At 60.1% G+C, this 24,519-nt stretch carries 19 protein-coding genes; 12 read left to right on the forward strand and 7 right to left on the reverse strand.

Annotated features, from left to right (window positions below; genetic code table 11):
* The first annotated feature begins 278 nt into the window (after positions 1-278).
* The 12 genes from IB244_RS03045 to trxA all read left to right on the forward strand — a co-directional run bounded on the left by IB244_RS03045 (position 279) and on the right by trxA (position 17,928).
* Positions 279-1,010: a response regulator transcription factor gene (locus IB244_RS03045; protein WP_192241849.1), complete on the forward strand. Its 732-nt coding sequence runs from the start codon at positions 279-281 to the stop codon at positions 1,008-1,010.
* A 78-nt stretch (positions 1,011-1,088) separates the two neighbouring features.
* Positions 1,089-2,879 carry a sensor histidine kinase gene (locus IB244_RS03050; RefSeq protein WP_018859430.1) on the forward strand — a complete coding sequence of 597 codons (1,791 nt, stop codon included), beginning with the start codon at positions 1,089-1,091 and terminating at the stop codon, positions 2,877-2,879.
* Positions 2,876-3,328: an HPr kinase/phosphorylase gene (locus IB244_RS03055; protein WP_018859429.1), complete on the forward strand. Its 453-nt coding sequence runs from the start codon at positions 2,876-2,878 to the stop codon at positions 3,326-3,328. Before IB244_RS03050 ends, IB244_RS03055 begins: the two co-directional genes overlap by 4 nt.
* Positions 3,329-3,481: 153 nt before the next feature.
* Positions 3,482-3,883 (forward strand): PTS sugar transporter subunit IIA, encoded by a 402-nt coding sequence (locus tag IB244_RS03060; RefSeq protein ID WP_007528763.1) that lies wholly within the window; start codon positions 3,482-3,484, stop codon positions 3,881-3,883.
* Between the two features lie 16 nt (positions 3,884-3,899).
* On the forward strand, positions 3,900-4,175 hold the full coding sequence (locus tag IB244_RS03065; protein ID WP_018859428.1) for an HPr family phosphocarrier protein: 276 nt from the start codon (positions 3,900-3,902) through the stop codon (positions 4,173-4,175).
* A gap of 169 nt (positions 4,176-4,344) precedes the next feature.
* Positions 4,345-5,745 (forward strand): adenosylhomocysteinase, encoded by a 1,401-nt coding sequence (gene ahcY, locus IB244_RS03070; protein ID WP_192303164.1) that lies wholly within the window; start codon positions 4,345-4,347, stop codon positions 5,743-5,745.
* 204 nt (positions 5,746-5,949) lie between these two features.
* Positions 5,950-8,532 carry a PAS domain-containing sensor histidine kinase gene (locus tag IB244_RS03075; protein WP_018859426.1) on the forward strand — a complete coding sequence of 861 codons (2,583 nt, stop codon included), beginning with the start codon at positions 5,950-5,952 and terminating at the stop codon, positions 8,530-8,532.
* Positions 8,532-10,046: a tRNA (adenosine(37)-N6)-threonylcarbamoyltransferase complex ATPase subunit type 1 TsaE gene (gene tsaE / locus IB244_RS03080; RefSeq protein WP_192303166.1), complete on the forward strand. Its 1,515-nt coding sequence runs from the start codon at positions 8,532-8,534 to the stop codon at positions 10,044-10,046. The genes IB244_RS03075 and tsaE overlap by 1 nt, the downstream gene beginning before the upstream one ends.
* A gap of 13 nt (positions 10,047-10,059) precedes the next feature.
* Entirely contained in the window at positions 10,060-10,791 is a 732-nt protein-coding gene (locus IB244_RS03085) for a nucleotidyltransferase family protein (protein WP_018859424.1), read from the forward strand.
* Between the two features lie 3 nt (positions 10,792-10,794).
* Positions 10,795-13,992 carry a double-strand break repair protein AddB gene (addB, locus tag IB244_RS03090; protein WP_192241838.1) on the forward strand — a complete coding sequence of 1,066 codons (3,198 nt, stop codon included), beginning with the start codon at positions 10,795-10,797 and terminating at the stop codon, positions 13,990-13,992.
* Positions 13,985-17,536 (forward strand): double-strand break repair helicase AddA, encoded by a 3,552-nt coding sequence (gene addA, locus IB244_RS03095; protein ID WP_192303168.1) that lies wholly within the window; start codon positions 13,985-13,987, stop codon positions 17,534-17,536. Before addB ends, addA begins: the two co-directional genes overlap by 8 nt.
* 71 nt (positions 17,537-17,607) lie before the next feature.
* Positions 17,608-17,928 (forward strand): thioredoxin, encoded by a 321-nt coding sequence (gene trxA, locus IB244_RS03100; RefSeq protein WP_007528746.1) that lies wholly within the window; start codon positions 17,608-17,610, stop codon positions 17,926-17,928.
* A 49-nt stretch (positions 17,929-17,977) separates the two neighbouring features.
* On the opposite strand, the gene IB244_RS03105 is transcribed toward trxA, so the two are convergent.
* The 7 genes from IB244_RS03105 to IB244_RS03135 form a co-directional block, all read right to left on the reverse strand.
* Positions 17,978-19,330 (reverse strand): folylpolyglutamate synthase/dihydrofolate synthase family protein, encoded by a 1,353-nt coding sequence (locus tag IB244_RS03105; RefSeq protein WP_169683912.1) that lies wholly within the window; start codon positions 19,328-19,330, stop codon positions 17,978-17,980.
* A gap of 27 nt (positions 19,331-19,357) precedes the next feature.
* Positions 19,358-20,263 (reverse strand): acetyl-CoA carboxylase, carboxyltransferase subunit beta, encoded by a 906-nt coding sequence (gene accD / locus IB244_RS03110; RefSeq protein ID WP_018859420.1) that lies wholly within the window; start codon positions 20,261-20,263, stop codon positions 19,358-19,360.
* A 39-nt stretch (positions 20,264-20,302) separates the two neighbouring features.
* Positions 20,303-21,142, reverse strand: a complete 840-nt coding sequence (gene trpA, locus IB244_RS03115) for a tryptophan synthase subunit alpha (protein WP_026372083.1) — start codon at positions 21,140-21,142, stop codon at positions 20,303-20,305.
* A gap of 2 nt (positions 21,143-21,144) precedes the next feature.
* Positions 21,145-22,365 carry a tryptophan synthase subunit beta gene (trpB, locus tag IB244_RS03120; RefSeq protein ID WP_018859418.1) on the reverse strand — a complete coding sequence of 407 codons (1,221 nt, stop codon included), beginning with the start codon at positions 22,363-22,365 and terminating at the stop codon, positions 21,145-21,147.
* A gap of 2 nt (positions 22,366-22,367) precedes the next feature.
* Positions 22,368-23,036, reverse strand: coding sequence for a phosphoribosylanthranilate isomerase (locus IB244_RS03125; protein ID WP_112825374.1), 669 nt, complete (start codon positions 23,034-23,036; stop codon positions 22,368-22,370).
* Positions 23,037-23,110: 74 nt separating this feature from the next.
* A complete protein-coding gene (locus IB244_RS03130; protein WP_018859416.1) occupies positions 23,111-23,872 on the reverse strand; it encodes a M48 family metallopeptidase in 762 nt (253 codons plus the stop codon).
* A gap of 94 nt (positions 23,873-23,966) precedes the next feature.
* Positions 23,967-24,401, reverse strand: coding sequence for a DUF2852 domain-containing protein (locus IB244_RS03135; RefSeq protein ID WP_018859415.1), 435 nt, complete (start codon positions 24,399-24,401; stop codon positions 23,967-23,969).
* Positions 24,402-24,519: the final 118 nt, after the last annotated feature.

Consider the following 24,519-nt stretch of genomic DNA (forward strand, 5'->3'; position numbering starts at 1 on the left):
TTAAAACGCAAGAGCCGAAAATCTATAAAATGTAGTAATATCAAACTATTAATCGATTTAAATTTTTCCGCCTTATTTTAAATCGTTTGAATCAGAAGTCGCTCGTCAAATTGACAACACAGCTTTTGGTTGTCTTCAAAACTTTGCGACAATCCCACCCTTTATCTTTGCCACAATTTGTTCCACCTTTATCCCCATAAGCGCATCCGGTTCAGAAAGGCCGCCTGGGGGACCTTCAAAATTCCTGGAGACGCGCATAGATGACGGAGACGAATACCATGCCGACAATCGCGCTCGTTGATGACGACCGCAACATCCTCACCTCGGTGTCGATCGCACTTGAGGCTGAAGGATATAAGGTCGAGACTTATACGGACGGCGCTTCCGCCCTCGATGGTCTTCTCGCCCGCCCGCCGCAGCTTGCCATCTTCGACATCAAGATGCCGCGCATGGACGGCATGGAACTCCTGCGCCGCCTGCGACAGAAATCCGACATGCCGGTCATCTTCCTCACTTCTAAGGATGAGGAGATCGATGAGCTGTTCGGCCTGAAGATGGGCGCGGATGACTTTATTACCAAGCCATTCTCACAGCGCCTGCTGGTCGAGCGGGTGCGCGCTGTTCTGCGCCGTGCATCGAGCCGCGAGGCTGCCGCCGCAGCCGGCGGTGCCGCTCCAAAGCCGGGCACGGCACAACAGCTCGCTCGCTCACTCGAGCGCGGTCAGCTGGTCATGGACCAGGAACGCCACACCTGCACCTGGAAAGGCGAGCCGGTGACGCTAACGGTCACCGAATTCCTCATCCTGCATTCGTTGGCCCAGCGTCCGGGGGTCGTCAAAAGCCGTGACGCGCTGATGGACGCGGCTTATGACGAGCAGGTCTATGTCGACGATCGCACCATCGACAGCCACATCAAGCGGCTTCGCAAGAAATTCAAGATGGTCGATATCGACTTTGATATGATTGAAACGCTTTACGGAGTGGGATACCGCTTCCGCGAAGCAGCCTGACGCCCAAGCGGCGCGGCATCTGAGAATTGTCGAGAGTGGTGATCGCGAAAGCGACCCGCTCTCCGAAAGGGCCTATCGTTGGCGCAGTTGGTGCAGGAAAGGGATCTGGATGAGGCGGAAGGCGTAAGCAGCCGCCGCGTCAGGGGACGCCGTTGGTCGCATCCCTTCACGATCATCCGCCGCATCTTCGGCAACGCCGTCTTTTCGAGCCTCACGCGTCGCATCCTGTTCTTCAATCTCGCGGCGCTTGTCGTTCTCGTCGGTGGCATTCTCTATCTCAATCAGTTTCGCGAAGGGCTGATCGATGCCCGCGTCGAAAGCCTTCTGACGCAGGGCGAAATCATCGCCGGTGCCGTCTCGGCCTCGGCCTCAGTCGACACCAACTCGATCACCATCGACCCGGAAAAGCTGCTCGAACTGCAGGCCGGGCAGAGCATTACGCCAGTTCCGAACGACGAGGACCTCGAGTTCCCGATCGATCCGGAGAAGGTCGCGCCGGTCCTGCGCCGTCTGATTTCGCCGACCAGAACCCGGGCGCGGATTTTCGACGCTGACGCCAACCTGCTGCTCGATTCGCGCCACCTCTATTCACGCGGTCAGGTCCTGCGCTTTGATCTGCCGCCGGTCGATGACGAAGAACAGACCTGGGGCCAGTGGTTCACGACCATCTTCAACAAGGTCCTGCAGCCTGGAAATCTGCCTCTCTACAAGGAAGCCCCGGGCGGCGACGGCTCTATTTATCCGGAAGTGATGAACGCGCTGACCGGCGTGCGCGGCGCTGTGGTTCGCACCACCGAGAAGGGCGAGCTGATCGTGTCGGTCGCCGTTCCGATCCAGCGCTTCCGCGCCGTCCTTGGCGTGCTGCTATTGTCGACGCAGGCCGGAGATATCGACAACATCGTCCACGCCGAGCGCCTGGGCATCATGCGCGTGTTCGGGGTCGCGACCCTCGTCAACGTTCTCTTGTCTCTCGTCCTCTCGTCGACGATCGCCAATCCCTTGCGGCGTCTGTCGGCGGCCGCAATTCGTGTCCGCCGCGGCGCGAGGGAGCGCGAGGAAATCCCGGACTTTTCGGCACGTCAGGACGAGATCGGTAACCTATCCATTGCTCTGCGCGAGATGACGACGGCTCTCTACGATCGCATCGACGCGATCGAAAGCTTCGCGGCCGACGTCAGCCACGAACTGAAGAACCCGCTGACGTCGCTTCGCAGCGCCGTCGAGACGCTACCGCTCGCCAAAACGGACGAGTCCAAAAAGCGGCTTCTCGATGTTATCCAGCACGATGTTCGCCGCCTCGACCGCCTGATCAGCGACATTTCCGACGCCTCCCGCCTCGATGCGGAATTGGCGCGGGTCGATGCAGGTTCGGTCGATCTGGAGATTTTGCTTCGCGACCTCATCGACGTGTCGCGGCAAATCCGCAATCGCAAAAAGGAAGTGCAGATCGAATTCGCGATCGAGCGCAAACCGGGCGTCAAGACGCGCTTCGTGGTAAACGGCCACGACTTGCGCATCGGGCAGGTCGTCACCAACCTCATCGAGAACGCCCGCTCCTTCGTTCCTGAACACGATGGCAAGATCACCGTGCGGCTGGTCAGAACCCGCTCGCGCTGCATTGTCTATATCGAAGACAACGGCCCTGGCATCCAGGCAGAGAATATCGATCGCATCTTCGAGCGCTTCTATACCGACCGACCGGAGTCGGAAGGCTTCGGGCAGAATTCGGGCCTCGGCCTATCGATCAGTCGCCAGATTGCCGAAGCGCATGGTGGTTCGCTGCGCGCGGAGAACATTATCGATCCCGAGAGCGAGAAGCTGCTTGGAGCACGCTTCATTCTCGCTCTTCCCGCCGATACCACCGTATGACGGGCGCGCCTTCAAACATCCACGCAACGGCCATCGTCGTCGGCACGACCGGCCTTCTCTTCATGGGTCCCTCCGGCTGGGGAAAGTCGATGCTGGCCTTCGCCTGCATCAATGAAGCACAGCGCATGGGCATCTATTCCGTGCTCGTCGCCGACGATCAGGTGCTCATCTCCAAAGGAGACGAAACCGTGATTGCGACCTGCCCCGCGTCGATCTGCGGTTTGATCGAACTCCGCGGCACCGGCATCGTCCGAGTACCTCATATTGCAAGCGCCGTGATGCATTACGCTGTGCTTCCGGCAAGCGCGTCGGGAGAGAAACGGTTGCCGCCGGAAGGAGAGCAGACAACTATTGCTGGCAGCATAAATCTGCCGGTCATTCGGTTGCTGGCTAATACTCCGTTGCCGCTGGCGATACTGATGGCAAAAGCGCCCGATATTGGCCAGTAATGCCCGCGAAATTGGCAAATCCTGCCCTAAAAGTCGTATTTTTGTCTTGCACTTCGGCTTTTCATCGCCAAGATGTGCCCCCACGGTGGACGCGATTGCTGCATTGCGATATTGGGGCCACCGTTTGCATACGCCACTAGGAGCAGTAATATCATGATCGGACTTGTGCTTGTCACTCATGGCAAGCTGGCTGAAGAGTTTCGTCATGCGGTCGAACATGTCGTCGGTCCTCAGAAATTCATCGAAACGGTCTGTATCGGTCCCGAAGACGACATGGATCAAAGGCGACAAGACATCCTGGAAGCAGTGTCACGCGCCGACGACGGCCACGGAGTCGTCATCCTCACCGACATGTTCGGGGGCACCCCCTCCAACCTGGCAATATCCGTCATGAGCAGTGGCCACACCGAAGTCATCGCTGGCATGAATCTGCCGATGCTGATCAAGCTTGCCGGGGTACGCGGCGAGAACAATATGGAAAAGGCACTTGTCGAAGCGTCCGAAGCCGGACGGAAATACATCAACGTCGCCAGCCGCGTCCTCAGCGGCAAATAGTGAGCACATTGCGCCCATGACGGCACTCTCCCGAGAAATTCTGATCATCAACAAGCGCGGACTGCACGCACGCGCTTCGGCAAAGTTCGTACAGCTGGTCGAGAATTTCGATGCCGCGATCACCGTATCGAAAGACGGAATGACGGTCGGCGGGACATCGATCATGGGATTGATGATGCTGGCCGCGAGCCCCGGTTCCAGCGTCCTAGTCTCCGCCAGCGGCAATCAGGCCGCACAGGCGCTTGATGCTCTCGACGAACTGATCCAGAACCGGTTCGGCGAGGAAATTTGAGCCGCTTGCAGCTCATATAAACATATAAAGACTTCTTTATATCATTATTGCCTTCGTCATGGAAGCCTGCTAAACGGCCATCCTAGCCGCGCATGCCGCGTGGATGCTTTCTGGCGCACATACGCTTGCGCCTTCGAATTTTGAGCCGCTTTTCAGCCTGGAGAACCCAATGAGCACTGAAAAAGATTATGTCGTCGCCGACATCGGCCTCGCGGACTTCGGCCGCAAGGAAATCACGATCGCAGAAACCGAGATGCCGGGCCTGATGGCCTGCCGCGCCGAATTCGGCGAAGCAAAGCCGCTGAAGGGCGCGCGCATCACCGGCTCGCTGCACATGACGATCCAGACGGCCGTTCTCATCGAGACGTTGGTCGCGCTCGGCGCCGAAGTTCGCTGGGCTTCGTGCAACATCTTCTCGACGCAGGATCATGCCGCAGCCGCAATCGCTGCTGCCGGCGTTCCGGTTTTCGCCATCAAGGGCGAGTCGCTGGAAGACTACTGGGTCTACACTGACAAGATCTTCCAGTGGGCCGATGGCGGCCTCTCCAACATGATCCTCGATGACGGCGGCGACGCCACCATGTACATCCTTCTCGGCGCCCGCGCCGAAGCCGGCGAGGACGTGCTCTCCAAGCCGCATTCCGAAGAAGAAGAAATCCTTTTCGCACAGATCAAGAAGCGTCTTGCCGCTTCGCCGGGCTGGTTCACCAAGCAGCGCGATGCGATCAAGGGCGTAACCGAAGAAACCACGACCGGCGTGAACCGTCTGTATCAGTTGAGCCAGAAGGGCCTCCTGCCCTTCCCGGCGATCAACGTCAACGACTCGGTCACCAAGTCGAAGTTCGACAACAAGTACGGCTGCAAGGAATCGCTAGTCGATGGCATCCGCCGCGGCACCGACGTGATGATGGCAGGCAAGGTCGCCGTCGTCTGCGGCTACGGCGACGTCGGCAAGGGCTCGGCTGCTTCGCTCCAAGGCGCTGGCGCCCGCGTCAAGGTCACGGAAGTGGATCCGATCTGCGCGCTGCAGGCTGCCATGGACGGTTTCGAAGTCGTCACTCTCGAAGACGTGGTGTCTTCGGCAGACATCTTCATCACCACGACCGGCAACAAGGACGTCATCCGCATCGACCACATGCGTCAGATGAAGGACATGGCAATCGTCGGCAATATCGGCCACTTCGACAACGAAATCGAAGTTGCGGCACTGCGTAACCTCAAGTGGACCAACATCAAGCCGCAGGTCGACCTCATCGAGTTCCCGAAGGGCAACCGCATCATCCTTCTGTCTGAAGGTCGCCTGCTCAACCTCGGCAACGCCACCGGCCATCCGTCCTTCGTCATGTCCGCGTCCTTCACCAACCAGACGCTGGCCCAGATCGAGCTTTTCACCAAGCCCGGCCAGTACCAGAACCGGGTCTACATCCTGCCGAAGCATCTCGATGAGAAGGTTGCACGCCTTCATCTCGACAAGCTTGGCGTGAAGCTGACGCAGCTTTCGGAAGAACAGGCCTCCTACATCGGCGTGAAGCCACAGGGCCCATTCAAGGCCGACCACTACCGATATTAATCACGAGATCAATATCCACAACATCTAGAGGGCGTCGCATTGACAAATGCGTCGCCCTTATTTTTTGGCACACATCTTCCCGCAGATTCCCTTCCGAAGTATTGTTTTAACACTCGATTCGTGGCCACGGACGTGTCCGTTTGCTTCGAAAATGGGATGTCTTGTCGTGATGGCGGCACATTAAGGGACGGAGACATACCGCGCATGTCGGAAATGATGCACAGCCTGGTCGAACAGGCAGAGGATGGCGTTCACGCTGACCCCTGCCCGCTCCGTTCGGGCGAACGGAAACCTGCCGGCACTTCAAGGGCCGTCGCCGAGAAGCCGGGACTATTGGCTCATGTGGCGCGGATTTTTGCGGCCGGCACTGCAATGACATCGATTGCGCAGCCGGTTCTAGCGCAGGTCGAAGCCGAGGCTGTCACATCCGCGCATCTTTTCACCTCGTCGCAGGTTGTCGGCCTTTCCGTCGTCATCGGCGTGATCTCCGCCGCGCTGCTTTCCACCCTTTGGGTCGTGCGGCAGCGTGGGAATATGGAAAGCGAAAGCCGGGAGATCCGCTCGGCACTCTCCGATGCGCAGCAGCGCATCTCGCAATATCAGGCACTGATTGCAGACAAGAATCGCCGGATCGTGATCTGGGATGGCAACGAGCGCCCTGAGCTTATCGGTCAGCTGCCTCCCGAAACCGGCGCGCCGCAGGACAACGAATTCCTCGCCTTCGGCCTGTGGCTGAAGTCGCGCTCCGCATCTGAGCTCGAGCGCGCGATCGACCGTCTGCGCGGGGCAGCCCATAGCTTCGACATGGTCGTTGAAACTCACCGGGAGGAGATCCTGGAAGCGCAAGGCCGGGTTTCCGGAGGCCGCGCATTCGTCCGTTTTGTAGCGCTGAACAATCTTCGCGCCGAGCTTGCTGAGCTTAAGATCGAGCGGGACAGACTGTTGTCCTCGATCTCGGCGTTTCAAAGCATGCTCGACGCAATCGATCTTCCGGCATGGCAGCGTGACACCGAAGGTCGGCTGACCTGGGTCAATCACGCTTACGGCGACGCGGTCGAGGCGCCCACGCCAGATCAGGCGGTCAACGAGGGCCGCGAGTTCCTGACCACCGTTGCCCGCGAGCGCATCCGTGCCACGGCGACGGCCGAGTCACCATTCCACGACAAGATCTCGACCGTGGTGCGCGGCAACCGCACCTTCTTCGACGTTGTCGATGTGAAGGTCCCAAGCGGCTCCGCCGGCATTGCCGTCGACGTTTCCGGCATCGAGACTGTTCGCGCCGAGCTTGAGCGGACCCTGAAAAGCCACGCCGAAACACTCGACCATCTCGCAACGCCCGTTGCAATTTTCGACGGCGACCGACGGCTGCAGTTTTACAATCAGGCCTTCGTCTCGCTCTGGGAGCTTGATATCGCTTTCCTCGAGAGCCGGCCCGACAATGCGGAATTGCTGGAGCGCCTGCGCGCCGCGAAGAAGCTGCCGGACCAACTGAACTGGAAATCCTGGAAGGAAACCGCGCTCTCTGTCTATCGAGCGATTGATACCCAATCGGATTTGTGGCACCTGCCGAACGGCCAGACGCTCCGCGTATTCGCGACAGCGCATCCGCAAGGCGGTGCCACCTGGGTATTCGAAAACCTCACCGAGCAGGTCGACCTCGAGACGCGCTACAACACGCTTCTCAAGGTGCAGGGCGAGACGATTGACCACCTTTCGGAAGGCGTTGCCGTCTTTGGACCTGATGGGCGCATGCGCCTTTCCAATCCCGCCTTCCGTGCGCTCTGGGGAATCACGGAAGCGGAGGCCAAGCCCGGCACGCATATCCGCGCCCTTGGCGAGGCGTGCTCTCAATCATATGACCGTCCGGACGGATGGAGGACCTTCGCTGAGCTGATCACCAGCTTCGACGACGAGCGCCGCTCCAGCCAGGGAACGCTCGAGCTGTTCTCGGGTCTCGTGCTCGACTATGCTGTCATCCCGCTGCCGAATGCGCAGACGATGCTGACCTTCGTCAACATGACCGACAGCGTCCGTGCTGAGCGCGCCCTGACGGAAAAGAACGAAGCACTGCGCAAGGCAGACGAGCTTAAGAACGACTTCGTCCAGCATGTCTCGTATGAGCTGCGCTCGCCGCTGACCAACATTATTGGTTTTACCGACCTGCTGCGCACGCCGGGACTCGGACCGCTGAACGACCGGCAGGCTGAATATATCGATCACATCTCGACCTCTTCTTCGGTGCTGCTGACGCTGGTCAACGACATCCTCGATCTTGCCACGGTCGACGCCGGAATCATGCGGCTGAGCTACTCGTCGATTGATCTTGGCGACCTGCTCGACGACGTATCGATGCAGATTGCCGACAGGCTGCAGGAAAGCGGCGTGACGCTGGAGATTACCGCTCCGGCGCATCTGGGCTCGATCGTCGCTGACCCGCAAAGACTGAAGCAGATCCTCGTCAAGCTGCTCTCCAACGCAGCCAATTTCTCTCCGGAGGGTTCGTCAATCTCGCTCGAATGCCGGCGTGAAGGGATGGATTTCGTCTTCTCCGTCAGCGATCGCGGTCCTGGTATTTCGCAGGATATGATCGCCAATGTGTTTGATCGATTCGCGACCGGCGCTAAGAGCGGCAAGAGGGGCGGCGCGGGACTTGGGCTGTCGATCGTCGACAGCTTTGTCAGCCTTCACCATGGGACGGTCACCATTGACAGCCAGCCGGGCAAGGGCACGATCGTGACCTGCCGGATTCCTTCGGTCGATCTTCCGACGTCCGTCGCAGCCGAATGATGTCGGGCACTCCTGTCATTTCTCTCTTCCTGAAGGATGAGGCGGAAACAATCCGCTTTGGAGAGGACCTGGCGTTGGCGCTGAAACGCGGCGACTGCCTTGCCCTTTCGGGCGACCTCGGGGCCGGGAAATCGTCGCTCGCGCGCGCATTCCTGCGTGCGATGGCGGATGATGACGAACTCGACGTGCCAAGCCCCACCTTCACCCTGGTGCAAGCCTACGACCTGCGCATACCGGTCGCGCATTTCGACCTGTACCGTCTCGGCGATCCGGCCGAACTCACCGAACTCGGCTTCGACGAAGCACTCCAGGACGGCATCTGCCTCGTCGAGTGGCCTGAGATGGCAAGCGACGAGCTGCCGGCAGACCGCATTGCGCTCAAGCTGGAGCACGAGGGCCTGGGTCGAAGGGTGACCATTGCGGCCCCGGAAAAACAGGCTGCCCGGATCCGACGCGTCCTGGCCATACGTGATTTCATCGATACAGCGGGATACACCAATGCGAAGCGTCGTTTTCTGACAGGCGATGCCTCGCTTCGAGCCTACGAGGCAGTCTATGCCGGTGATGGGAATCGACGCGTGCTGATGGATTGGCCACCGTTGCCGGAAGGGCCGCCGGTCCTGGATGGCAAGCCATATCCGAAGGTCGCGCATATCGCCGAGAATGCCTATCCTTTCGTTGCCGTTGCCAATGTGCTCCGACAGGAGGGTTTTGCTGCACCGGAGATCTACCAGGTCGACTACGACCAAGGCATCCTGCTTCTGGAGGACCTTGGCACCGACGGCGTCCTGGATTTGCAAGGTCAGCCCATCGCCGACCGCTACCGGGCGAGCGTTGCCTGCCTGGCGCATCTGCACTCGCTGACGATCCCGCAGGACATTCGCGTCACCGACAGCCACGTCCACCACATCCCCGACTTCGATCGGACGGCGATGAAGATGGAGGTACGTCTCGTTCTCGATTGGCATTTGCCCTGGAAGCGTGGCCGTACCGCCGCCAGTGGCGCCGAGCGCGATGAATACCTCGCGATCTGGGACAGGCTGATCGACGAACTTGAAGCCTCCGAAAAAAGCCTTCTCCTCCGCGATTTCCACTCGCCGAACATTATCTGGCGCGACAACGAGCGTGGGATAGCGCGCGTCGGACTGATTGATTTCCAGGACGCGATGATCGGCCCCACAGCCTACGATCTCGCTTCAATCGTGCAGGATGCGCGCGTCACGGTCCCGCCCGATCTGTTCCGGCAATTGATGGACGACTATCTATCTCTGCGCAGAACAGAGGGTGGCTTCGATGAGGCTCGTTTCCTGAAGAGTTGGGCAATCATGTCTGCACAACGCAATTGCAAGCTTGCCGGCCTCTGGGTTCGCTTGATGCAACGAGACGGAAAACCTGGCTATATGAGGCATATGCCGCGCACCCTGTCCTATCTTTCCGTTGCGCTGGAACATGAAACGCTTGCCCCCTTGCGCGACTGGTGCGTAAGGGCTGGAATAGTACCAAGCGAATCATAATTTCTCGGATCAGATGAGCATCAAGCAAGCCATGGTTCTCGCTGCAGGTCTTGGAACCCGCATGCGGCCGATCACCGACACCATCCCGAAGCCGCTCGTGAAGATCGACGGCAAGGCGATGATCGATTACGCGCTCGATTCGCTTGCGGAAGCCGGTGTCGAAAGGGTCGTGGTCAATATTCATCACCACGCCGATCAGATGCTGGCGCACCTGGCTTCATACAAAGACCTCGAGATCATCATCTCCGACGAACGCGAGAAGCTGTTGAACAACGGCGGCGGCCTTGCGAAGGGCTTGAAGCTGCTTAATCCCGGCAAGGTTTTTGTCACGAATGCCGACCTCTTCTGGATCGGAGAACGCCGCGGCGTTCCCAGCAACCTGACACGCTTAGCCGGATTCTTCCGACCGGAAGAGATGGACATGGCTATGCTTTGCGTGAAACTGGAAGACACGACCGGGCACAACGGAAAGAACGACTTCAACATGGCGCGGGATGGCCGGTTGACGCGTTTCTTCGACTCGGGTCCCTGCCCAATTGTCTATGCCGGCGCCATTGCAATGGACACGTCGTTTCTCGATGACGCGCCAGCCGATCCATTCAACCTCAATCTCTATTTTGACAAGGCGATAGCTCGCGGCCGGCTCTACGGTACCGTACTCGAAGGACACTGGCTTACTGTCGGCACGCCGGAAGCGATTGGTGAAGCGGAGGAAACGATCCGGCGATACCGGACGTTTGCATGACGGATGGCCGAGCATCACCGGCCGAGGGTCTTGAGCATCCCCGCAGGGCTTCCCTTCCTGAAGAGCCTTGCCGAAAGCCTTTGTGACGGCCGACTGACACCGCATTTCCGGTATGATCCCGGCGATCCCCTATCGCTTTCGAAAACCACGATCTATCTGCCAACGAGGCGCGCAGCACGCGTGCTCCGCTCGGAGTTCGTCGATCTCCTCGGCGGACGATCCGCAATCCTCCCGGTTATCCGACCGCTCGGCGAGACCGACGACGATAGCGGCTATTTCGACGAAGCCCTGCCCGCGACCCTGGATCTTGCTCAGCCGTTATCCAACACCGCCCGCCTGCTGGAACTCGCGCGCCTTATCCTCGCCTGGCGAAACAAGCTGCCGGAGATTGTGCGCAGCATCCATTCCGATTCGCCGCTCGTCGCGCCCGCAAGCCCCGCCGACGCCATTTGGCTTGCGCGCAATCTTGCGGAATTGATCGACGCCATCGAGACCGAGGATCGGGATTGGAACGAACTGTCTCGCCTGAATGCGAAAGACTATGCGCTTTGGTGGCAACTGACGGCCGAGTTCCTGCAGATTGCCAGCGCCTTCTGGCCGGAGCGGCTGAATGAGCTCGGCAAATCATCGCCCGCAAAACACCGCAACGCAATTCTTCGTGCCGAAGCAAATCGCCTGGCGACAGCCCGGCCGATGGGACCCATCATCATTGCAGGATCGACAGGCTCTGTGCCGGCGACGGCCGACCTTATCGCAGCGGTCGCCAACCTTCCGGAAGGCGTCATCGTTCTGCCGGGGCTCGACCTCGGCATGCCGGATGAGCATTGGCGAATGGTGGCGCCCGACATTCGGATAGATCAGCCCGCCGACCCGGCGAGCCGCAGCCACTCGCAATACGGCCTCGCGCAGTTGCTAAAGCGACTGAAATTGACGCGGCAGGATGTGGTGCAGCTTGCCGCGCCGCCCGAGGAATTGCGACAGCGTAGCGAAATCCTCTCACATGCGCTCTCCCCTGCCGAAGCAACCAGCGACTGGGGCACATGGAAGGCGAAACTATCCGACGCTACGATCTCAGCGGCATTTGCAGATGTCTCGCTGATCGAGGCGGGCAATGAGCGCGAGGAAGCCACTGCAATTGCAATCGCCCTCCGCTTGGCGCTCGAGCGCGCGCCCGGCAATGACGGCGAGAGCCGGGCGGCATTGATCACACCGGATCGAAACCTAGCCCGCCGCGTGACGACGGAACTATCGCGTTTCGGCATCGTTGCGGACGATTCCGCAGGCACGCCGCTTTCCGCCACCCCACAGGGAACGCTGTTGCAACTGCTGCTGGAAGCAACCCTTCGCCCTGGCGATCCCGTCGCTATCGTCGGATTGCTGAAGCATCCCCTGGCGCATTTTGGGCTGGAGCGTGGCGTGCACGTGGCAGCGGTAGCAGCTCTGGAGCTGCTGGCACTGCGTGGTGGTGTGGCCGACGTCGACATCTCAGCGTTGGAACCGCTTCTTGAGCAGCAGCTGTCTGAGCAGGCGTTGGATCGTCACGCGCCGCAGTGGCGAAAATCCCTTCCCGCCGATGCGATTGACCACGCGCGTGCTCTTGCCCGACGGGTTGCCGAAGCGACCGAACCGCTAGCGTCGGCGCTTGTTCGGCGCCTTCCCGAAGAGCCGGGGCTAACGGCCAGCTTTGGGCTCGCCGATTGGGGGGAGCGAACCGGGCGCGTATTGGAGGCGGTAACCCGCGACGCGCGCGGCGATCTTGCTGGTCTCTGGTCCGGCGAAGCGGGCGACACCCTGGCGTCGATGCTCGGCGAAGTGATCGAGACCGAAGGGCAGATCGACGCGGATGGCCCGCAGTGGATCGACATCGTCACTGCGCTATTGGCTGGCCAGGCTGTAAAGCCACGGGCGCTAAGCCATCCGAGAATTTTCATCTTCGGCACGCTAGAAGCGCGCCTGCAGAACGTAGACACATTGATCCTGGGCGGCCTGAACGAAGGCTCATGGCCGGGTCAAACATCCAATAACCCCTTCGTTTCTCGGACAATGAAGACCGAGATCGGGCTGGAACCTCCAGAACGGCGCATCGGCCAGCTGTCGCACGATTTCGAAATGGCCAATGGCACGCGCCATCTCATCTATTCGCGAGCCCTTCGACAAGGTTCGACGCCAACCGTCGCGTCGCGCTGGTTGCAGCGGCTGCTCGCATTCGGCGGGCACGAGTTCGAGGCACAGCTCAAGGCCCGCGGAGACAATTTTGTGCATTGGGCGAACCTCATCGACCAAGGCGACAGCCAAGCGCCCGCGCAACGTCCAAGTCCAATACCGCCGCTGGAGATTCAGCCTAAGTCCTACTCTTTCAGCGAGGTCGGGCGCCTTCGTCGCGACCCCTATGCAATCTATGCACGCCGCGTTCTGCGCCTTGACCCGGTAGCACCGTTCAATCGAGACCCTGGCGCCGCGGAGCGAGGAACGCTCTATCACAAGATCATCGACCGCTTCGTCCGTGAAGGTCACGTTGCCGGAACGCCGGCAGCTGAAACGGCGATGGAGAACATTCTGAACGAACTCTTCGATACGGAGCAACTTCCTGCACATATCGATGCAGTCTGGCGCCCGCGTTTCCGTGAAGTTGCCCGCGCGTTTCTCGAGTGGGAGGCGCAGCGACAGCCAGGCATTCGAAGAACATTGACCGAGGTGCGTGGCGGGGTGGAGTTGGAGGCGATCAATGTCCGCCTGAGCGGCGTCGCCGACCGGATCGACATCACCGGCAGCGGTACCGCCGACATCATCGACTACAAGACCGGATACAATCCCTCCGCCCCTCAGGCACGCGCGCTTCTTGATCCCCAGCTGGCACTGGAGGCCGCCGCGCTTCACGCCGGCGCCTTCCGAGATGCTGGCAGTCTTGTTCCACAAGATCTACTCTACGTGCGCCTGCGGCCGGGCAATCGCTTTAAGGTCGACACCGTCAACAACGAGACTTCGACCAGAACCGACAAGGCAAAGTCGGCCATGGACCTGGCCACCGACTCGATCGACCAACTCATAAAGTTCGTCTCGCTCCTGCAGTCAGGCGAAAAGGGCTTCACCTCGCGGCTTGTGCCGGCACAGCAGTTCGATTTCGGTGGTGATTACGATCATCTGGCGCGCGTTTCCGAATGGTCTGCCGCAGAGAGCGACGAGGAAACCGGCGATGAATGACGACGCAACGCTGCCTGAGGGCGATGATCCCGTTGCCTGGACGAGTTGGACGACCATCCAGCAATCGATCGCATCCGATCCGCAACGCTCAGCCTGGGTTTCCGCCAATGCCGGCTCCGGAAAAACGCACGTCCTGACGCAGCGTGTTATCCGGCTCCTGCTGGCCGGAGCACGTCCGTCAGCAATCCTCTGCCTGACCTATACGAAGGCGGCAGCCTCCGAAATGTCGAACCGCGTTTTCGAGCGGCTTGCCGAGTGGGCGGTTCTGCCGGACACGGAACTTGAAGAACGCATCACGCGGATCGAAGGCAAGGCGCCGGATAGGGTGAAGCTTGCGGAGGCGAGGCGCCTCTTTGCAAAAGCACTGGAAACGCCGGGCGGGCTGAAGATCCAGACCATTCACGCGTTTTGCGAAGCTTTGCTGCACCAGTTTCCGTTAGAAGCTAACGTCGCCGGCCACTTTTCCGTGCTCGACGATCGGGCTGCCGCGACGCTTCTTTCGGATGCACGGCGATCGCTGCTTACGGCCACTACACCGGAGGACGATCCGGCGCTCGCGGACGCCTTTGCTTACGTGCTCAATCTCGGCGATGAGCCAGGCCTCGAAAACCTTCTTGAAGAAATCATCGCGAACCGCACTGCGATCCGCACTTTCACGCAGGATGCGGAGCGGAAGGGTGGCCTCGATGCGGTACTGCGCACGAAGCTTCACCTCTCTGAAGACGATACTGCGACCGGGATCGCCGAGTCGTATTGGCCGCTTCCTGGTCTGCGCGGCGGGGTGCTCGACCGGTACCTAGACCTTGCGGATCAGAAAGGCGGGGCAAAGGCGCACGATATCGCAGCCGGCTTGCGGTCGGCAGCGCGCGAACGAGACCCCGCGCGCCGGGCGTCGGTGCTGGAGAAAATCTTTCTTACCGTAAAGGCTGAACCAAAGGCGGATTCGCAGTTTTTCGTGAAGGCCATGCTGACTGAAGCACCGGAGCTCATCGATGCCGTGGCAACGGCCCGAGCGCACGTGGTATTGTGTCGGGATCGGTTGAAAACGGCCCGCATGTACGAGGCAACACGCGCAGCGCTGATCCTCGCCGACCGCCTCAACAAAGACTACGACGACCTCAAGAAGCAGCGCAGCCAACTCGATTTCGAGGATCTGATAACGCGGACTTCCGAACTCTTGCACAAAAGCGACGTTGGCCCCTGGATCCACTACAAGCTCGACCAAGGGATCGACCATATCCTTGTCGACGAGGCACAGGATACAAGTCCAATCCAGTGGAGCGTGATCCAGTCGCTGGCCGAGGATTTCTTTTCCGGCGAGAGCGCCCGCAATGTGGTGCGTACCCTTTTTGCCGTCGGCGACGAAAAGCAATCGATCTATTCTTTCCAGGGCGCTCGGCCCGAACGCTTTTCAGAAGAAAGCCAGCGGACGCGTCGGCGCGTCTCGCAGAGCGGGCACGCCTTCTCAACGGTGCGGCTGCCGCTCTCATTCCGATCGACCTCGGATGTCCTTGCCGCAGTGGACCACATCTTCACACCGGCTGAAAATGCCCGCGGGTTAAGTGCGGCAGGCGAGCCGGTGGTGCACCGTTCTAACCGCATAGGCCACCCGGGCGCAGTCGATCTCTGGGAGATGGTCGCGCCTGAAGCGACGATCAAGGAAGAAGATTGGACCGCACCCTTTGACGCCACGCCGGAGAGCGCCCCAGCATCCGTTCTCGCCCGTCGCATTGCTCATGCGATCGGCAATCTGGTGGGCAAGGAAACGATCGTCGAGAAGGGCAAGGAGCGACTGATCGAGGCCGGCGATATCCTCGTCCTCGTGCGCAAGCGCGACGCCTTCGTCAACGCGCTGACACGCGCCTTGAAGCGACGCGGCGACATACCGGTTGCAGGCGCCGACCGCCTGCGCCTGACGAGCCACATTGCCGTGCAGGACCTCGTGGCGCTCGGCCGCTTTCTACTGTTGCCCGAGGACGACCTCTCCTTGGCAGCGCTGATGAAGAGCCCGCTTCTCGATCTGAGCGAAGACGACGTCTTCGCAATTGCCGCCCTGCGTACGGAGGGCGAGAGTGCCTGGGCTCACGTGCAGAAGTTCGCCGCTGATGGAAATGCGCGCTTTGAAACAGCCGTCTCTCGCCTCAGGCTCTTCCTGGACGAATCCGAGACGCTGTCGGTTCACGATTTCTATGCTCGTGTTCTCGGATGCCACGGCGGCCGACGACAATTCCTTGCCCGGCTCGGAACCGAGGTCAGCGATATTCTCGATGAATTCCTGACATTCGCGCTTGATCACGAAAGCTCGGGCCTGCCCGGCATGCAATCCTTCATTTCGACGCTTGAAATCGAAGCACCGGAGGTGAAGCGTGAGCAGGACAAAGGCCGGAATGAAGTCCGGATCATGACAGTCCACGCCTCAAAGGGCTTAGAGGCACCGATCGTGTTCCTCGTCGACGGCGGCTCGAAGGCCTTCACCCATTCGCACATGCCGAAGCTGCGGCTGCTTGAACAGGGGAGCGGCGAGCCGCCCATGCCGGCATGGGTTCCGATCGGCGATCTCAGCAACTCGCTGACCCAGGCCGACGCGACGCGCATCCAATCGCTGGCGGAACAGGAATATCGCCGGCTGCTCTATGTTGCGATGACCCGGGCCGCCGATCGCCTTACCGTTTGCGGCTACAGGGGCATTCGTCCCAACACCGATACCTGGCATGCCATGATTTCCGCTGCGATGACCGACAGCCATCCGCATGTATCTGCTGCGACATTTTCTGGGCCTGACGGGACATGGGCTGGCATCGAATGGCGCGTACCACGGATAGAGAGAAGGTTCGAGCGCCTTGAACGCAGCGCGGAGACCGCCAGACAACAGACGGTCCCGCCTGGCCTCGACAGGCCACTGCCACCGCGCAGGCAATTGCCGCGCCCGCTCAGCCCATCCGGCGTCGGAACGATCATCGACGATGGCGCCGATGACCTCCTCGTCGCCTCCCCGCTTTTCACGGAAACGGGAAAGCCGGATCGCTCGCTGCAAAAAGGGCGGCTCCTCCACCGCATGTTGCAGGTGCTGCCGGATGTGCCGCGCGGCGATCAGCCAGATGCAGCATCACGATACGCCAAGCGTGCGGCGCCATTCTGGCCCGAAGCAGAGCGGCGGCAATTGGTCGACTCGGTCCTGAAGCTATTGGGCGCAGCCGACCTCGAAGCCGTCTTCTCGACTCATGCACAGGCTGAGGTCTCCGTCATGGGGACGCTGACGATCGCCGGCCAGGACTATGCCGTTTCCGGCCGTGTGGACAGAATGGCGGTCTTCGACGATCGCGTCGTCGTGCTGGACTACAAGACCAATCGCGTCCCGCCGCAGACGGCAGAGGCCATCCCATTTGCACACAAGGCGCAGCTTACGATTTATCGCGAGATCCTGGCGCCGCTCTATCCCGGCAAGCGCGTCGATTGCGTCCTTGTCTACACTGAAAATGCTTCGGTTCACATTCTGACGCCGGATGCATTGGCGTCGGCGCTTGCGCAACTCGAGACAAAGTGAAATACGGGCATTGAAATTCCCGCACCGCACGCTCACATGTATTTCAACAGGAATCCGTAAAGGAGCAGCCTATGGCTACCGTAAAAGTCGATATCAACAACTTCCAGTCGGAAGTTCTGGAATCCGCAGAACCCGTCGTCGTCGATTTCTGGGCTGAATGGTGCGGCCCGTGCAAGATGATCGCCCCCAGCCTCGAAGAACTCGCTGTCGAGTTTCAGGGCAAGGTGAAGGTCGCCAAGCTCAATATCGATGAAAACCCGGAACTCGCCGCCCAGTTTGGCGTCCGTTCCATTCCGACGCTCGCCATGTTCAAGGCCGGCGAAGTTGCTGACATCAAAGTTGGCGCTGCCCCGAAGACCGCTCTTTCGAGCTGGATCTCGAGCGCCGCTTAATTTATCCATAAGCAGATAGGAAAAAGCCCGGCATTCGACCGGGCTTTTTTCATTTCGGGGGCGTCCCGTTGTCGGCAAGCACATCGCCGACGAGATAGAGAGAGCCGCCGATCAGGATGCGCGGTGGGTGGTCCTGTTCAAAGGCGCCCTCCTTGATCGCCTCCAACGCATCGCTGACCGTCGACATCGGTTCCGCGACGAGGCCGGCATCATAGGCGGCGTTTGCAAGGATCACCGGATCGATCATCGCGTCGCTGCCGCGGATCGGCACGCAATAGACCTTCTCGGCCAATCCCTTGAAAGCCTTGAAGTAGCCAACCGGATCCTTGGTGTTGATCATGCCGATGATCAGGAAGAGCGGGCGCGGCTGCTTTTCCTCGAAATTCGCCATGGCCTCGGCGATAACTTCACCGGCGCCGGGGTTGTGGCCGCCATCGACCCAGATCTCCGCTTTAGCCGGAGCACTGGCCATCAGATTGCCGTCGTTCAGACGCTGGAGACGGCCCGGCCACTCGACCGACAGCAGCGCCTTTTCCATCATCGTTTCGGTGACCGCAAAGCCGGCGGCCTTGACGGCGCGGATCGCAGCGGCGGCATTGGCATATTGGTGGCGGCCGGGAAGGCGGGGCAATGGCAGGTCGGCGAGACCGAACTCGTCCTGATAGACGAGACGCCCATATTCCTCATGCGCCATGTAGTCCTGGCCGAAGACTGCGGTCGGGCAGTTCAGCCGTTCGGCGGTAGACATCAGCACGTCGAGCGCGGCATCATATTCCTGCTTGCCGATCACAACAGGGTGCCCGCGCTTCATGATACCGGCTTTTTCTGCCGCGATCAGTTCGACGCGATCGCCGAGGTAAGGCTGATGATCCAAGGAAATCGGCATGATGACCGAAACGGCCGGGTCGGAGATGACGTTCGTCGCGTCGAAACGACCGCCGAGACCAACCTCGATGATCGCGGCATCGGCCCGATGCTCTGAGAACAGAATGAAAGTGACTGCGGTGAGGATCTCGAAAACGGTGATCTTCTGCCCGTCATTGGCGGCCGCCACGCGCCGCACCGCCTCGGCGAAGACCGCATCGTCCACCAATTGCCCGCGACCGCCCTTGGCGCCGATCCGATAGCGTTCGTGCCAGTTGACGAGATGCGGAGAGGTATGGACATGCGCGCTGTAGCCACCGGCTTCCAGCAAAGCCCGGCAAAACGCCGTCACGGACCCCTTGCCGTTCGTGCCCGCCACATGAATGACAGGCGGCAATTTCTTCTGCGGATCCCCGAGGACGGAAAGCAGTCGGGTAATGCGATCCAGTGATAGATCGAAGCCCTTGGGATGCAGGCCCAAGAGCTTGTCGATTTCCTGTGCTGCTTCACTCACTACGGCTTGGCCCCTGGGTATCATCGCTCACCCCGCCTGTGATGGGTTCTGTCAGGCGCTTGCAGCGATAGCAAGCGTCCCGCTGTTTTCCTTGGATAGGTTCGCAACCGGCTTCTTCGTCAGGATCTTCAAGACGCGCGCGAGCGTATCCGGAATATCGTGGCGCTTGACCACCATGTCCACCATGCCGTGTTCCAGCAGATACTCGGAGGTCTGGAAGCCTTCCGGAAGCTTCTCGCGGATCGTCTGCTCGATAACGCGCTTCCCGGCGAAGCAGATTTCAGCCCCGGGTTCGGCCAGATGCAGGTCACCGAGCATCGCGTAGGACGCGGTAACACCGCCAGTGGTCGGATTGGTCAGCACGACGATGTAAGGCAGTCCTGCTTCCTTCAGCATGTCTACCGCCACGGTCGTCCGTGGCAGCTGCATCAGCGACAGGATACCTTCCTGCATGCGGGCACCACCAGATGCCGGGAACATGACCAGCGGGCACTTCTCCGCAATGGCGCGTTCGAACGCCTTGACGATCGCCTCGCCCGCGGCAATGCCGAGCGAACCGCCCATGAAGTTGAACTCATGAACGACCGCGACGATCTTCAGGCCGCGCATCTTGCCGACGCCAGCGAGAATGGTGTCTTCCTGCTCGGTCTTGATGCGGCTGTCCTTCAGACGGTCCGTGTATTTCTTGGAATCACGAAATTTCAGCGGATCCTGGGCGACCTTTGGCTGCGGCAGAGCCTCATAGACGCCATCGTCGAAAAGGTCGGCAAGGCGAGCCTTTGCCGGCATCTTCATGTGATAACCGGAGGCCGGAATGACCCACTTGTTGTCTTCCAGATCCTTATGGAAGACCATCTCACCCGTTTCCGGGCACTTGATCCAGAGGTTCTCCGGCACTTCGCGGCGGCCCAGCATGGAATTGATGCGGGGGCGGACGTAGTTGGTGATCCAGTTCAAGTCGAAAACTCCTGATTGACTCTTGCCAATGTGGGGAAATTATTCGGCAGCAACAAGGCGCGCCGAACGTGTACCCGTTGACAGTCCACGAACGAGGGTGGCGACGGCCTGGACGGTATCGGCTGTCGCCTTCCCATCCTTGGTGAGGCTCGTTGCCACCTGATTGACAATTGCTGTGCCGACAACCACGCCATCGGCCGAGCTGCCAATGACCTTTGCATGGTCGGCGGTCTTGACGCCGAAGCCGACGCAAACAGGCAGGTTGGTGTGCTGCTTGATGCGCTTGACGGCGCCCGAGACCAGAGACGGATCCGGCAGAGCAGAGCCAGTGATACCAGTCATCGAAACATAATAGACGAAGCCGGACGTGTTCCGAAGAACGGTCGGCAGGCGCTTTTCGTCGGTCGTCGGCGTCGCCAGGCGAATGAAGTTGATCCCCTTCTTGATCGCAGGGATGCAGAGTTCGTCATCCATCTCGGGTGGAAGGTCGACGACGATGAGGCCATCGATGCCGGCTGCCAGCGCGTCGTCGAGGAACTTCTCCACGCCGTAGACATAGATCGGGTTGTAATAGCCCATCATTACGATCGGCGTCGCATCGTCCGTCTTGCGGAAATCGCTGGCAAGCTGCAGCGTCTTCTTCAGCGTCTGGCCGCCCTTCAGAGCGCGCTGGCCAGCCATCTGGATCGCCGGACCATCGGCCATCGGATCGGAGAACGGCATGCCGAGTTCAATAACATCGGAACCCGCTTCCGGCAGAGCCTTCATGATGCCGAGCGAGGTTTCGTAGTCGGGGTCGCCTCCCATGAAATAGGTGACGAGTGCCGGCCGGCCTTCCGCCTTAAGATCGGCGAAGCGTTTGTCCATACGTGCGGTCATGCTTACTCACCCATTCCCAGAATCTTGCCGACAGTGAAGATGTCCTTGTCGCCGCGGCCGGAGAGATTCATCAGAATGATCTCGTCCTTGCCCATCTTCGGCGCGCGCTTGATGACTTCGGCCAGCGCGTGCGACGGCTCCAGCGCCGGAATGATGCCTTCGAGGCGGGTCAGCGTCTGAAAGGCTTCGAGCGCCTCATGGTCCATGATCGGCACATATTCGACGCGACCGATGTCGTTCAGGTAGGAATGCTCGGGGCCGATGCCGGGATAGTCAAGACCAGCGGAAATCGAATGGCCTTCCTTGATCTGGCCGTCGCCATCCTGCAGAAGGTAGGTCCGGTTGCCGTGGAGAACGCCGGGCGAACCCGCCGTGATCGAGGCGCAGTGCTCGTCACCATTGAGGCCCTTGCCGCCGGCTTCGACGCCAACCATCTTGACGCTCTCGTCATCAAGGAACGGATGGAAGATGCCGATCGCGTTCGAACCGCCGCCGACGGCTGCGATGACGAGATCCGGCAGCCGACCTTCGGCTTCCAAAATCTGCTCACGGGCCTCGGTGCCAATGACGGCCTGGAAGTCGCGAACCATTTCCGGATAGGGATGCGGACCGGCGGCCGTGCCGATCAGGTAATAGGTGTCGTCGACGTTCGTGACCCAGTCGCGCAATGCCTCGTTCATGGCGTCCTTGAGCGTGCCGTGACCGGCGGTCACCGGCTTTACCTCGGCACCAAGCAGCTTCATGCGAAACACGTTCGGGGCCTGACGCTCGACGTCGGTTGCGCCCATGTAAACGACACAGGGGAGACCGAAGCGGGCGGCAACCGTTGCCGAGGCAACGCCATGCTGGCCGGCACCAGTTTCCGCGATGATACGGGTCTTGCCCATGCGCTTGGCGAGCAGGATCTGGCCGATGCAGTTGTTGATCTTGTGCGAGCCAGTGTGGTTCAGCTCTTCGCGCTTGAAATAGATCTTCGCGCCACCGAGTTCCGCCGTCAGACGCTCGGCGAAATAGAGCGGGCTTGGGCGACCGATATAGTGGGTGCCAAGCTGCTTCAGCTCCGCCTGAAATTCCGGATCGTCCTTTGCCTTGTTCCACTCGTCCTGCAGGTCGAGGATCAAAGGCATCAGCGTTTCGGCGACGAAACGGCCGCCGTAGATGCCGAAACGGCCGTCTTCATCAGGGCCGGAACGGAAGGAATTCGGTTTTGGCGTCTGGTTCACTCTCAACTCCCTGAGGTCGTTTCGGGCTGACAAGCCGTTTGGACCGCATCGAAAAACTCATCGATCATTGCGACGTTCTTGACGCCGGGCGCGCTTTCGACCCCCGAAGATACGTCGATCCCCGGCGCCTTGGTGATGCCGAGCGCCTCGGCAATATTGCCCTTGTTCAGGCCACCGGAAAGCATGTAATCCACGCTGCCGTCAAGCCAGGTAAGCAGGCTCCAATCGAAGGACACCCCGTTGCCACCCGGCAAATCCGACCCTTTTGGCGGCTTTGCGTCGAAGAGGAAGCGATCGGCAATGCCGACATAGGCCTCCACCCGCTTCAAATCATCAGCGGTACGCACCGAAAAGGCCTTCATGACCGGCAGACCGTAGACCGCCTTTATCGTCAAAACGCGCTCCGGGCTCTCGTCGCCATGTAGCTGCAGGATATCGGGCCGAAGCAGCGCCACGATTTCATCAAGATCGTCGTTGCTCGGATTGACCACGACCGCAACGATCTTGGCCTTGCCGCGGGCCGGCTCCGCTAGCTTGCCGGCGATATCAGGCTCGATGTAGCGGGGACTCTTTTCGAAGAAGATGAAGCCGATATGTGTTGCACCGCGCGCGAGGGCGCGATCGATCGCCTCAGGCGTCTTCAGTCCGCAGATTTTGATATCCGGTTTCATGGCAGCGAAGTGACACGAAAAGCACTTGGAGTCGAGCCAAATCACGACAAAAGCTGATTTTTGCGAGGCGTCGCTCAGTCGAAATCGATGGCATGCAGTTGACTGCCGTGCCGCTTCAACCAGAGCTTCGCCTCTTCCATGTGGGGGCACAGCTTCTTGCAGAGCGCCCAGAAGCGTGGCCCGTGGTTCATTTCCTTGAGATGAGCGACTTCATGGGCCGCAAGGTAGTCGACCACTGACGGCGGCGCCATGACGATGCGCCACGAAAAGCTCAGGTTTCCCTCCGAGGAGCAGGAACCCCACCGACTGCGGGTGTCCTTCATGGCGATCGACCTGATCGGCGCATTGATCGAGCGGGCATGGAACGTTGCCAACCTCTCGAGATCGGCTCGCGCTTCCTTCTTCAGGAACGTGGCAATCCGGCGTCCGAGATGCTCGGGCATGCCGCTGACCTTGAGCACGGGTTTGCCATCAACGACGACGGCTTCTGTCAGGCCGCGCAGGCTGCCGGTGTGGTGAACGCGATGGGATACGCCCCGAAAGAGAATGGTGCCGCCATCACGAAGACCACTGTCGGGCGTGAATTTGGCAAGCTTGGTCAAGAGCCAGCCCTGATGGCGGTCGAGGAAGGCGTTTACCTCGCGCTGTGCCAATCCGCTCGGGATCGTCATCTTCAGGCCCCGACCACCAGGCTCGATCCGCAAGGTAATGCGGGTTGCCCGCTCGTGCTGCTTGATCGTCAGCGGCATCAGGCGTCCGGCGACGTCAAGCGTTCGCGTTTCCGGCGGAGCCGGTTTTCGAACGCTGCGGCGTGGCTTTGCAAGGAGCGGGAACATGGGCATTTTCTATATGATTCGCTGGAATTCTTGGCGAAGAAAAGCCGGCATCGATGATGCCGGTTCAAGTTTCGGTGCTGAACGGTCCTGGGAATTACGGAGTCTGGTATTCTGCTACCGGACCATTGTCGTCGCGCTTGCCGTTCTTGCGGTCGCGCATGAAGCGGTCAAACTCTTCCTGGTCCTTGGCGCGGCGTAGTTCGCGCATGTAGGAGTCGAAATCCTCGCGCATTTCATCAAGCTTGCGACGCTCTTCTTCCAGCCGGTCGAGCTCGGCCTTGCGCCAATCATCGAAGGCAACATTGCCCGTCGAGAAATGAGGGCGATAGCGGCCATGTGAACGTCGGCAGCCGGCGAAGAATCCATCGGCGGCGCTGTTGGCGTCGCGCTTGAAACCGCGCAAACGCTCCCCAAAGATGATGTAGGCGAGCATGGCGAGACCCAGAGGCCAGAAAACCACGAAGCCGAGGATCATCAGGGCAATGGTAGCCGGAGTCCAATCCGGGCGAAGCAATGCTGACTGGTTCATCGTGCGGTGTCCTCGCATTTTCCGCGTCCGGCGAGATACCGAACGCTGGAATCGATGTGGTTACACGCCTGGCCCGCTTCAAGGCAGCGCCCGCCCAAATCGGACAACGCCTTGAAAT

This window comes from Rhizobium sp. RHZ02, assembly GCF_014851575.1.
In the GTDB taxonomy this organism is placed as follows: Bacteria; Pseudomonadota; Alphaproteobacteria; order Rhizobiales; family Rhizobiaceae; genus Rhizobium; species Rhizobium altiplani.